Source organism: Bacillus sp. FDAARGOS_1420 (assembly GCF_019344915.1).
Lineage (GTDB): Bacteria > Bacillota > Bacilli > Bacillales > Bacillaceae_G > Bacillus_A > Bacillus_A mycoides.
Window position 1 is genome coordinate 331,106 of record NZ_JAHWJB010000003.1, and the last position, 12,525, is coordinate 343,630.

Sequence of the window (12,525 nt, forward strand, 5' to 3'; positions counted from 1 at the left end):
AATTTGTTACTCCAACCTCATATGTATTCTGTTTTCAGAGAACAAGATTGTTTTAGAAACTTTTACTTGTCTATTATGAAAATTATACCATTTCAAATTCTTGATGTACAGAACGTATCTTCGGTGTTTTGTTTGTACATCGCATTTGACCTCATTCTCATCCCACCTCTAAAGTGGGTGCTATCGCACCGTATTGGGCTTTCCCGTTCGGAGAATCTGTAAAGTTATTTTGTTTTTAATGTTTACGTTCTTTTTGATATACAAACAACCCAATCTAGGTTCTGCATTATTAATTTCAGGAATAGGGGCAAGTATGTTTATATGTTCTGGAATAAACATTTCTATTTTAATGAAATGGATAACTGTTACTTCAATTGTTAGGATACCGACTTTATACTTTCTTTTTAGGTTTGGTTTATCTGATGTTCAAATGGCACGTATTACAACGGTGTTCAATCCATTTCTTGATGCAAAAGGGGATGGTTACCAACTTGTAAATTCATTTATTGCTATAGGATCTGGTGGAGTTAGTGGACGTGAGTATGGAAATAGTATTCAACAGGAAGGTTTTTTACCTGAGCCTCATACTGATTTTATTATGTCAATTGTATCTGAGGAGCTTGGAATTATAGAGGTACTAATCATATTAACTGGTTTATTAACTATAGTACTTCGCTCTTTTAAGATTGCTTAAGAGTGTAAAAGTCAATTTGGAAGTCTAATATCAATAGGAATCGGGAGTATGATAGGTCTTCAATCTATTGTTAATTTAGGAGGTGTCACGGGAATGTTCCCTCTTACAGGCACCCCCCCTTCCATTTATTAGTTTTGGTGGAAGTTTTTTAATGGCTAATTTAATAGCAATGGGACTGTTGATAAATATCTCGATTTTCAATAAAAAGACAGATAATATATTTGCTTATGGAGGAGAAATGTTAAATTTAATAAACAATCTAGATTATAATGGATTTCGGTATATAAATGAGCATGTGAAAGGAAATGTATACATCGACTATTTAATGATCTTTTTTGCTGAATATGCTCAGTATATGTTCATACTATTATTTATGATTCTTTGGTTAAACAAAAAATATAAAAATAGAACCTGTGTAATTCAAGCTATTATAGCATGCTGTTTTGCTTTTGGATTGAATAGGATTATTGGATTGTTTTTTTATAGAGAACGACCATTTGTTTCTCAGTTGAATATAAAACAACTTGTTGAGCATACCGCTAATGCCTCTTTTCCTAGTGATCATGCTACAAGTGCCTTCGCAATAGCTATAACTTTATGCTTATATGAAAAACGTTTAGGTAAAGCATTTTTATTGTTAGCTTTTTTAATTGCTTTTTCAAGGGTCTGGGTAGGAGTACATTATCCGCTGGATGTATTAATAGGAGCTGTTTTAGGATTTTTATGGGCCTTCATAATCCATTATATAGTTAAAACTAACTTCAAAAATAATAAATAAAGCGTCTACACTATTATACTTGCGACAGACCACATTATATTCAAAATTTTTGCTGCTAATAAGAGGAAACTTATAAATAAAAATTACTTTTTACGGTGAGAATAATACTATTTAAGTGCAATTGCACTTCTAAATTTGATTGAAAATTCAAGGTGATTATAAAAATGTAGCTTTAAAATTATATTTTGAAAAAACAGGGGGATTTTATTTAATGGGTAGGAGGTTAAGTTGTTGCGATCTAATAAAAAAAAATCTTTTTATAATCAGGAAGTACTAGGAAAAAATTATAAAATGCTAAGTGAAATTGCAAAAAGTGATGTTGAGTCGACGTTTGCTTTTTTTAAAACATCGTCTCATGGACTTTCTCAGGAAGAAGCTACTAAGCGGCTTGAAGTATATGGGGAAAATAAAGTGATTTATCAAAAAAGAATAAAATGGTATATAACATTATTTAATTCTTTTAGAAGTCCGTTTATTTCTCTTCTAATAATATTAGGGATGTTATCTTTTCTTACTAATGATATAAAGGGTACTATTATTGTAGGGATTATGGTGGCTGTAAGTGTGTTAATTCGGTTCATACAAGAAATTCGTTCTCAGAAGTCTATAGAAAAATTAAAAAATCTTGTATATGAAAGGGTAACTGTTCTCAGGGGAGGAGATGTTTTATATAAGGAAAATAAGAGGGCGGTATTAGAAGAAAGTGGAAAGGTACAAGTTGCTCTTGAGAATCTTGTACCAGGGGATATTATAGAATTATCTGCCGGGAATATAGTACCTGCAGATGTACGAATCATCTCATCGGAAAATTTACTTGTAAATCAATCATCACTAACAGGGGAAGCGTTACCCATTGTTAAAACAAATCAGTATTTCCATATGTACAAAAAACGTAAAATTAGAAAAATCCAAAATTTGATCGAATTGGAAAATCTCTGTTTTATGGGAACTCATATTATAAGTGGTACCGCAAAAGCAATAGTTGTGGGTACTGGAACAGATACTTACTTTGGTTCAATAGCAAAGAATCAATTTAAACTGAACAAGAGATCTGATTCTAGATTCGATAAAGGGGTAAGCAAAGTTAGCTGGCTATTAATTAAATTTATGATTATCATGACACCAATTGTTATGATGATACATGGAGTTATAAATGGGAATTGGTATGAGGCATTTTTATTCGCTTTAGCTGTAGCGATTGGACTTACTCCAGAGATGCTTCCAATGATTGTAACCGCTAATTTGGCTAAAGGTTCTATTAATATGAGTAAAAAGAAGGTACTTGTAAAACAACTATCTTCTATCCATAATCTCGGAGCTATGGATATTCTCTGTACCGACAAGACAGGCACATTGACAGAAGATAAAATGGACCTGGTACGATATACAGATACAAATGGAGAAAAGTCGGATAAGGTTTTGAAATTAGCGTATTTAAATAGTTACTTTCATACAGCATATAAAAATGAAATTGATCTATCGGTTATGCGTTATGTAAGAGATAGTAGTGAATATGATATATCTCAATACTCAAAAATAGATGAATGCCCATTTGATTTTAATCGAAGACGAGTTTCAGTTGTTGTAGAAACAAATGCTAGCGAACGAATAATGCTATGTAAAGGTGCTGTTAGAGAAGTTATATCAATTTGTAGTTATATAAAAGAAAATAATAAGATAATTCCTATTACAGATGAAATCCAACGTAAAAATAAACACTTAATTGAGCTCTGGCAGGAACGTGGGATGCGAGCTGTTGCAGTTGCATATAAGCAGTTAAAGAGTGATAAAGTGGGGAGTTACTCTATTGATGATGAATCAGATATGATACTTGTTGGATATGTTGGTTTTTCAAATCCACCCAAACAATCGGCTATGGCTGCACTTCATACTCTACAAAAGAAAGGGGTACAAGTGAAAATTTTAACTGGTGATAATGAGTCCGTGACAAGAAATGTATGTAGGAAAATGGGCTTGTATATAGGAGAACCAGTACTGGGTTATGAAATAGATAGTCTTCCTGATAAAGCATTGGTAAAACTTGCAAGTAAAACAAGTGTGTTCGCAAAATTAAATCCTAGTCAAAAATTTCGTATTATTAAGGCACTTCAAATGAATGGCCATACAGTTGGATTTATGGGGGATGGAATTAACGATGTGTTTGCTTTAAAACAGTCTGACGTTGGTGTATCTATCCATACAGCAGATGATATCGTTAAAGAGTGTTCAGATATTATACTTATAGAAAAGAATTTACATGTATTAGAAGATGCTATTGTGGAAGGACGGACAACGTTTGGAAATATACTGAAGTATATTAAGATGACAGCAAGTTCAAATTTTGGAAATGTATTAAGTTTATTAATGGCAAGCGCATTTCTTCCTTTTCTTCCAATGTTACCAATTCAAATATTATGTCAAAACTTACTATATAATCTATCCCAACTTTCAATTCCATGGGATAAAGTAGACAATGAATTTTTAGTGAAACCAAGAAGTTGGGATACAAAAGATTTATTTCGTTTTATCATTCTTATTGGGCCGGTAAGTAGTGTTTTTGATATAATCATTTTTATTGTAATGTGGAATATATTTGGTGCAAATATTCTTGAAATGCAATCCTTATTTCAAACGGGTTGGTTCGTAGTAGGGTTACTAACACAATTATTAATTGTGCATATGATTCGTACTCAACATATTCCTTTTCTACAAAGTACGGCTGCTAGACCTGTTTTGATACTTACAGGTTTAGTTATGATTATAGGGATTTCCCTTCCATTTACCAGGTTAAGTACCCAAATTGGCTTAACTCCACTTCCGTTGAATTATTTCCCGTGGTTATTTGGAATTTTAACAATATATGCTCTAGTTACTGAAATTATAAAGAGAATATACATCAGGAAGTTTAATCGATGGCTTTAAAACTAAAACATTTTGTTGAAGTTCATTGTACGTTGAAAAGGCGGAGTCTCTTTGGAGACTTCGCCTTTTCGGTATATCATGAATTACAGGAATTACTAGTAGCCTCATAATATTTCCTCATATATTCATGCCTCTGTTTATCTCTTGAGAAACTTTGCAGCAGAACCATATATACCCTAGAAACAAATGTTTCCCTACAGAAAAGGTGAATTCATCTTCCACTTAACTTATTGATGCTATGCACTTTCACACAAATTGAGGGGGAAGTTTTCTTGGCTAAAAATAATCTAGATAGTTTAATTTCTAATTGTTCCTGTATCTTTTATTTTAACGTGTGTATTCACACGTATTTTAGCTTTTGAAAAAGCGCGCAACCAATCTTCTTTTACCTTTTTCCATTCTTTATATTGAAAAGCTCTAGCGTGTAATGATAAACCAATTGGATCAATTTTATTTCTCTGCATATCCTGTAACATGCCTTGTAATTTTTTATTGAACTCTTCCTGGATTTCATGTTCCAATCTACCTATATTCTTATTACCATGTAAAGGAGTTTTAGTTAAGTGTCCGTTGGTTTTTTCAATTAAGGATACATTCATACTTACATCTATATTAAAAATAAATTTACCTTTTTGGAAATCAACACTAATTTTTCTCTTTGCATTTTGTACGAAAACAGACGTATTTGGCTTTTTATCAGATTTTTTTGGAGAAAGAACAAGGTGTAGTATTATCCGACCTGTATTTTTTGACTTATTAATAAGGTTGAAAAACTTCACATCGGTTTTAGGAATCTTCGTTAAGTACTTTCCTTGATGATTTAAAAATGCAATTCCTACCGTATCAATTTCATTATTTGTTTTCTTGATAATGGGAACAGTTTGCGTCATTCCCTGTTCATTTTTTTCTCTCATTAATTGTTGAATCGTGGAAGAGACAGATTGATTATTTTGAATAGACGATTCGATTACACCATTTATATAAGATGGTAGAGATGGTTTACTAGGCTTATGAACTTTAAAAATTTCATCTGCAGGTCCATCTACAAGTACTACTTTAGCATTAATGGTAGCGTAAGGATCACGGTAAGAAGAATCAAGCTCCTGCAACCAATTTGATTCTTGCGCTAATTTTTTTCCAATTAAAATGATTTCAGCTTTGGAGGCTGTCATATAGCCCGTTAACTTCGTATCTATCTTACTGAATCCATTATATACAGTTGATGCCTGCGTCCAATGCTCTACAGTACTGCTTTGCTGTTTATGATGAAAGAGTGGTATGCTTGTGCCCACTTTTATGTTTCCATTAGAAGTTCTATCTAAGCCGATTAAAAGGATTAAAGAAACTTTTTCAAGAGGAATTCTCTGACTACAACCAATTAAACATACACAACAGATTACAATCCATATCCATTTTCGAATCAAAGCTGTTTCCTCCTAGTAAACCAAGTAAAAACAATGCTGTAAGCGAAAAAGAAGATTGGTAATAGAATAAAGAAAGTGATATTTAAGATATCCATAAGAGAATATATAAATAAATATTGATCCACATCGGGATTTAGAAAAACGAATAAGCCGACTATTAATACCATAAAACCAACCAGCACCCAATTGCGAACGGTTTTTTGAAATAAAATGGTCACAGATTCGAAACTGAAAAATAAATACGGATATATTGTAGTGGAAAATACAATCAAATAGTAAGCGATATATATAATTTCTAATCGTTCTATGAAAGAAAAACGAACTCCTTTTAACAGATGAAATACTGGCCAAATTACGTCTTTTATCCCCTCCGGACTAAAGTATATATAAGAAAGAATAGTCACATATAGATAGAAAAACATGGTTCCAGTATTCGCTATTAGTATTCCTTTTATGGCTTTTTGTTTTTTTTGTAAGAACGGATAAATAAAATATGCAATTTCTAAGCCCGCATAAGGAGTAATGGTTTCTTTTGTTGCCTTTACAATAGGGGATAAGCCATCTTTAAAAATAGGTAGTAGGTGTAAAGGATTGTAGTTACTCTTTAGTGAAAAAAGAAGAAATAGTGGCATCCAAGTAGTGAAGAAGAAAACAAGCATAGAATAACTAGTAAGAGCCCTTATCCCACTTAGGGCTAAAATAATAAAAGGCAATAGTAATAATATGGAGATTTGATAAGCAGGAGTGGAAGGGAATATCCATACTTTTACAATATCAGTTGCCTTTAATAAAGTATTAAAACCAGCAAAAAATAGATAAAAGGCATATAAAAGAAGAAAAATTGTTCCTAGCCATTTACCAAAGTATGCATTTAAGATCTGAGAGAAATTTTTGTTAGGATTTTTTTGTAACATTAATATAATAATTACGCCAATTATAGAAGTAATTATCCATCCCAGAATGATAGAAATCCAGCCGTCTGTACCAGCGGTAGTAGCAAGTGGGCTTGGCATAATTAACATACCTGATGCAAGTTGCAGTGAATGGATGAAAACAATATATTCGAATAAGGTTATACTTTGGAATTTAAGATTCCCCATGTGAGCCACCTTCTTTTTTCTTTCTTTGTTTCGGTTGTCCTGTACTAGAGCGGGTGGTGAGCATAGAAATAGGAAATCTTACAAAAGAATCTTTTAATTCTTGGAAACGAAAAGGTGCAATTGGCAATCCATATGGTGAACCATAGGAAGTTAGTGAAACAAAATGAGCAAATAAGAGCATTAATCCACTAACAATACCTACAATTCCAAAAAAGTAGGCAAATAACATCATTGGAAAACGAATAAGCCGAATACAACTTGATAAATCATAATTAGAAACAACAAATGATGCAATGGCAGTAATAGATACGATAATAACCATAACATTACTCACAAGTCCTGCTTGAACAGCTGCTTGTCCAATTACAATACCTCCAACAATTCCAATTGTTTGTCCAATTGGTTGTGGTAGACGAATACCAGCCTCACGAAGCATTTCTAATGTGATTTCCATAATAAATGCTTCTAGTAAAGGAGAGAAAGGGACTTTAATTCTTGACGTTGCTATAGAAGTATATAAATCTAAAGGAATGATTTCAAAGTGGAATGAAACCATTGCAATATATATTGCGGGTAAAAATATAGCTATAATAAATCCTAAAAATCGTAATAAGCGAAAAGATGATGCAATCAGCCAATGTACATTATAATCATCGGGAGTCTGAAAAAATCCAATTAAATTCATTGGAACGATCATTGCACCAGGAGATCTATCAATTAACACTGCTACTTTACCATCAAGAATATGATTAGAAATAGCATCTGGGCGTTCACTTAAATAAGCCTGTGGAAAGGGAGTCCAATTTTGATCTTTTGTAAAGTTTGACAATTCTCCTACGCTCAATACTGTATCAGTTTTAATTTTACAGATTCTTGTCTCCACTTCCTGTACCACATCTTCGTTAGCTACATCGCCTAAGTAAAGTAAATATACAAAAGTAGTGGCCCGTTCTCCGATTGTCAACTTTTTGATTTTTAACTCAGTAGAAGGAATATATCTACGAATGAGACCTATGTTTTTAGTGGCATTCTCAATAAACCCATCATGAGAACCTTTAATGGTAACTTCTGAAATAGGTTCCTGAATCGATCTTTCTGCCCATCCCTTTGTATTTATGAGAAGGGCTTTCTTTTCTCCTTCCATAAACAGTACACATTGTCCCTCGAGCAGCCCTTTTTTAATTTCATTCCATGTATATACTGTTTTTGTATAAGTAGCAATAATATTAGAATTAAATACTTTCCTGTCTTCATTTACTTCTTGTAATAATGGTGTAACGACATTTCCTTTTAGTGCAAAACCATCTGTCAGACCTTCAAAATAATATAGTAAAACATTCGTTTTTGTTTTTAATTGTAATGGATGTTCGACTAAATCGGCAGAAATATCAAAGATCTGTTCTAATGTATTCTTAAGTTCTTGTAAATTATTTGTCTGGATAGTTTCAACAATGGTATTTTCCATGGTTTCTAAGGTCTTTTCATTTAAAGACATGATTTACACCTCTTTACGTATAACAGTCGTGTTTTTATTATTTTTATATAATCAAATTTTATTCATTGGGATAGCAACACATCGCTATCAACTTGAAGTTTTGTGGCACCCCCAGAACGAAATTTCAACTCAGCTGTGATTGGTGAGGAAGGCTTTTATACAGAATGCCGTGGGAAAGGAAGCACGTATTGCGTTTTTAGAAGCGGAATTGACATTCCTCAAAAAGTTAGACGAACTCGAAAGGTAGGCGTTACAGGTAAACGTAAAAAGACCGCCTATTACGGGCGGTCGCTTTTCTTAGGACATAAACAAAGGATACAAAGTGCAACAAAAAATATAGATTAGTTTAGGCATTCGTTTTTTTACGACAGAATACAAGAATTGAGCCTGCTAATACTAAAGCAGCACTTGCAAGCATCATTGTAACACCGTTTGATGCTGTATTAGGTAACTTTTCACCTTGTTTTTTTGTTTCAGCCTTTACAGCTGTTTGTTTAGTTTGTTCTTGCTTATTATCGTTTGTTGCATGGTTGTTTTGTTGTGTATTTTCTTGTTGTGTATTTTCCTGCTTAGCTTGTTCTTGAGGCTTAATAGTCTCTTTATTGTCTGTTGTAGTATTTGCGCTCGTTGGTATCCGACATCTTAGGTTTTAGTGAAGCGAGCGCGATGACAAGAACACTAGATAAAGATGAAAACGGTCTGTACAATATACAGACCGTTCAAGGGGTGCAAAAATTAACGGTTATTAATGAATCTGGATTGTATTCCTCAATCTTGAGATCACGTAAAAAAGAAGCGAAATCATTCAAAAAGTGGGTAACAAGTGAAGTGCTTCCAACAATTCGTAAACACGGAGCATACATGACAGATCAGGTCCTGGAACAAGCGGTAACTAATCCAGATTTCGCAATTGGTCTTCTCACTAAATTAAAAGAAGAGAAAGAAAAGAAAGAAAAGCTTGCAGCAGCACAACAACCACTTGTAACATTCGCAGAAGCTTGCATGCAGTCAGATTAAACGTTAAAAGTTGGTGAAGTTGCAAAGTTAGCTATGAAGCAAGGTATCAAAATCGGACAAAAACGATTATTCAATAAATTACGTGAGTGGGGATTAATGTTTAAGAACCCAACAGAACCTACTCAAAAAGCATGTGAAAGAGAATTGTTTGAGGTAAATCAAGGTGTTAAGCAGAAGCCAAATGGCGAAGCATTCACATGGACAACAACATACGTAACGCAAAAAGGACAAGCCTACATCATAGAAGACCGACTGAAAAAGGAAAATGAACAGAAGGTGGTGTAAACAATGGAAGAAAGCACATTCTCACATTTAATGATACTGGTTCTAGTCATCAGACTTGCTGGATTCATCTACCTGATGGATCGGATAGACAAACGGTTTATGAAGGAGGCATGAAAATGAATGCAAAGGTGTTTATTACAAACTACAATGCAAAGACGACAAATTTAACGGGAAATGTTAAAGAAAGTCAATTTAATTTAGAGTTAACCTTTTGGAGTAAAGAAGAATGCGTGTCGGCACAAGCATCCTTCTTAAAAGAAATTCGTGAATTTATTGAAAATAGGAATATGAAAGCTAATTTTTAAGATTTTAAACCTAATTTATCAGCAATATAAACTTTAGCAAGTTCCGACAGTATTGGAAGAGATACGCCACCGACAACGGATGCTTTTTCTTTAGTTTTTTCCCAAATACTTTTGTCACGTATATTATCGAGGAATTGGTGTCCGTTCCAGGTAATTGAATTAATTACTACACTGTATCCATCAGATGTCGTGATATCCATGACATTTAGATAACCAGCCTCTTTTAAACGTTGGATAGTATAAGCTATATCATCAACTTGGTAATGCTCTAAACGCTGTTTTTGGGGTAGAAAATTAAGTGATAATGTCTCATCAGTAGTTGATTCTTCAACGGTTAATAATAAATCCCGTATACATTCATGATTTAGTTTCATAAATGCATTTCCTATCTTATTTGATAGGGATATTATACCAAATTAACAGAGTAATAGATAAATAGGGTGGTAAGGTAATGGACAAACAGCAGCGTGATGAATACGAAGGAAAGAAAATCTTGTGGATCATAAAGGATTTAAGCGCGAAGGGTGTACATAACAGCGCAGATAAGGTTGAGGAAACATACAAGTATATCACTCTAACTAAATGATAAAAGCCCTACAGGGGATGTAGGGCAAGACTAGGGTATTGAAGAATTGTCGATTCTAAAAGTAAAGGACTTCTTGGAATGTTATAATTTTAGCACGAAATTCATTAAAACATTATATAAAGATGTTGCAGAAATGTGAATATAAAAAACAAAGATAAAAATTATGAAAAAAGCTGATAATCCATAGAAGCTATAAGGGAATATGTTTGCAATAGCGTCTTTATAGAGTTAATAGGACAAGTGTTCGTTTGTCTGAATATTCAGCAATCTAATGGTATTCCCCACCTAGCAAATGGGTTCCTGGATATTCCGATGCGTGAAAGCATCATAAAAAGCCCGTACAGAAGCACAGGCTGGTTGATACACATATCGGTAATTAGATATTAACAGAATCATTCGTTAATTGATATTGAGAAAATAAAAAACCGCCCTACGCCTAGGACGGTTTGGAGAAAAGAAATGTAAATCGTTCTACTTACATTATACCAAATCATTTCTCCAGAAGTAAATAAGGAGGAATTGGAAATGATTGAAAATGGAATGTTAATTGGCAATCGTCAAGATTCATCAGCAAGAGACTTCATTGAACTATGTTGTGGTTGCGAAGGTGAAATCTACTTTGGTGAAAGTTGCTTAGATTTTGGTGGCAATTACCTACACGCGGAAACAGCTCATTTTGTTGAGGTGGACGAGCTATCGGGTAGCGAGCGCGGCGTTGATGGGTTTGGATCTACAGGAGTAAAGTAAGACAAAATTTGAATTTTGTACAAATATGCAGAGGGGATGGGGATAATCATATAAATAAAAACTCAACTCTCAGAAGGGTGAGAGTTGAGTCTGTGGATGAAATTACTGAGTTCTTGGGATGGTGAACACCAGCACATAAATAATAGCATGAGTATTCAGAAAAAACATTGAGTAAATGTTTCCGATTTTTCAAATTATAGTTAATTGGTTTTTATTAAACAAAAAGCGTTATTTTAATCGGAAATGGCAGGTAATTGACCAAATCACCTGCCATGTGCCTGAACAGTCCGGAGGGGTAAAGCTCCGTTTTGAAAGAGTGTAGCTAACTTGAGGATAGTATGTGTAATGTAAAAAAAATAATTCGTAAATGAGAATTAAAAATTATTTTATAAGGACGGGCATTCTTTTAGTTTCAAATCTTTCAAAGTCAATTGGACAATATGCAAACGTTGCGATAGGTTCTGAAGTTTCATTCGTTAAAAAAGTGTGGTTAATTACTTGGCCAGAAGAATAAAATGTAATTTTGGTTTTTGATATAGGAGGAAGCGTTATAGCCAGCGGTTTACTTGACATATTAATCAACTCCTAAATTATTGGATGTTATAAGAACTTAAAATGTATTCAATAAATATATATGAACTCATTTTATAAAGTTAGTACTTTGTGAATTGAGAAATTCAACAAACTAGTTATTTGCGCGACACGTTTCCTTATAAGTGTGTAAACACGAAATAGGAGGGTTATCAATTTAATAACAACAACTGATTGACTGAAAGTAGGAATGAAAGCCGTCAGGTTGAGCTGAAACTACTTATCTGATACTCCTACATGCATGGAGTGATAGTAGTCACAAATTGTATGAAGCTAGGTGAAGTCGGCTGAACAAAACCTAAGTGAGAAATCATATGGTAATGGATAGGTCGGGATGCTACAAAATACCTACGGTGAGAATGTCCTAACGGACTGGAGAACTTGCGAATGTACGGGTCTAAACTATTAATACATTAGAAATTTGTATGTCGTTAATGACGACGTTATCTACCGAAAAGTAAGAGCAAATGATATGAAATTCGGAACATCTAACGATGAAGGTGTAAAGATAACAGGCTTAAAGCAAGCACCTAAGGATATATGTATAGCTAAGTCAATTGGAACGTGGTAAGCAAGAAATT

The 12,525-nt window shown here is 33.5% G+C and carries 10 protein-coding genes and 3 pseudogenes; 7 read left to right on the forward strand and 6 right to left on the reverse strand.

The window, feature by feature from the left end:
- Window positions 1-214 precede the first annotated feature (214 nt).
- The 3 genes and pseudogenes from I6L50_RS30495 to mgtA all read left to right on the forward strand — a co-directional run.
- Window positions 215-899 (forward strand): annotated as a pseudogene (locus tag I6L50_RS30495) (FtsW/RodA/SpoVE family cell cycle protein); the annotation flags it as partial.
- Between the two features lie 33 nt (window positions 900-932).
- On the forward strand, window positions 933-1,472 hold the full coding sequence (locus I6L50_RS30500) for an undecaprenyl-diphosphatase (RefSeq protein WP_098765524.1): 540 nt from the start codon (window positions 933-935) through the stop codon (window positions 1,470-1,472).
- 228 nt (window positions 1,473-1,700) lie between these two features.
- Window positions 1,701-4,394 (forward strand): magnesium-translocating P-type ATPase, encoded by a 2,694-nt coding sequence (gene mgtA, locus I6L50_RS30505; protein WP_219303948.1) that lies wholly within the window; start codon window positions 1,701-1,703, stop codon window positions 4,392-4,394.
- 296 nt (window positions 4,395-4,690) lie between these two features.
- On the opposite strand, the gene I6L50_RS30510 is transcribed toward mgtA, so the two are convergent.
- From I6L50_RS30510 to I6L50_RS30525, 4 genes and pseudogenes are all read right to left on the reverse strand, one after another.
- Complete coding sequence (locus tag I6L50_RS30510; protein ID WP_219303949.1) at window positions 4,691-5,818, reverse strand: Ger(x)C family spore germination protein; 1,128 nt, start codon at window positions 5,816-5,818, stop codon at window positions 4,691-4,693.
- Window positions 5,815-6,918, reverse strand: coding sequence for a GerAB/ArcD/ProY family transporter (locus tag I6L50_RS30515; protein WP_219303950.1), 1,104 nt, complete (start codon window positions 6,916-6,918; stop codon window positions 5,815-5,817). The genes I6L50_RS30510 and I6L50_RS30515 overlap by 4 nt, the downstream gene beginning before the upstream one ends.
- Complete coding sequence (locus I6L50_RS30520) at window positions 6,905-8,413, reverse strand: spore germination protein (protein ID WP_219303951.1); 1,509 nt, start codon at window positions 8,411-8,413, stop codon at window positions 6,905-6,907. The genes I6L50_RS30515 and I6L50_RS30520 overlap by 14 nt, the downstream gene beginning before the upstream one ends.
- A gap of 346 nt (window positions 8,414-8,759) precedes the next feature.
- A pseudogene (locus tag I6L50_RS30525) lies at window positions 8,760-9,050 on the reverse strand (LPXTG cell wall anchor domain-containing protein); the annotation flags it as partial.
- Here I6L50_RS30525 and I6L50_RS30530 point away from each other — a divergent pair.
- A pseudogene (locus I6L50_RS30530) lies at window positions 9,044-9,715 on the forward strand (phage antirepressor); the annotation flags it as partial. The pseudogenes I6L50_RS30525 and I6L50_RS30530 overlap by 7 nt on opposite strands.
- Before the next feature lie 116 nt (window positions 9,716-9,831).
- Entirely contained in the window at window positions 9,832-10,020 is a 189-nt protein-coding gene (locus I6L50_RS30535; RefSeq protein ID WP_219303952.1) for a hypothetical protein, read from the forward strand.
- Here the strand turns inward: I6L50_RS30535 and I6L50_RS30540 are convergent.
- Entirely contained in the window at window positions 10,017-10,394 is a 378-nt protein-coding gene (locus tag I6L50_RS30540; RefSeq protein ID WP_219303953.1) for a DUF2513 domain-containing protein, read from the reverse strand. The genes I6L50_RS30535 and I6L50_RS30540 overlap by 4 nt on opposite strands.
- Before the next feature lie 77 nt (window positions 10,395-10,471).
- Here I6L50_RS30540 and I6L50_RS35145 point away from each other — a divergent pair, with 77 nt between their 5' ends.
- Window positions 10,472-10,606 carry a hypothetical protein gene (locus I6L50_RS35145; protein ID WP_257475439.1) on the forward strand — a complete coding sequence of 45 codons (135 nt, stop codon included), beginning with the start codon at window positions 10,472-10,474 and terminating at the stop codon, window positions 10,604-10,606.
- Window positions 10,607-11,131: 525 nt separating this feature from the next.
- Complete coding sequence (locus I6L50_RS30545; protein WP_257475440.1) at window positions 11,132-11,353, forward strand: hypothetical protein; 222 nt, start codon at window positions 11,132-11,134, stop codon at window positions 11,351-11,353.
- Window positions 11,354-11,734: 381 nt separating this feature from the next.
- Here the strand turns inward: I6L50_RS30545 and I6L50_RS30550 are convergent, their stop codons facing one another.
- Entirely contained in the window at window positions 11,735-11,926 is a 192-nt protein-coding gene (locus I6L50_RS30550; RefSeq protein ID WP_219303955.1) for a hypothetical protein, read from the reverse strand.
- Window positions 11,927-12,525 lie beyond the last annotated feature (599 nt).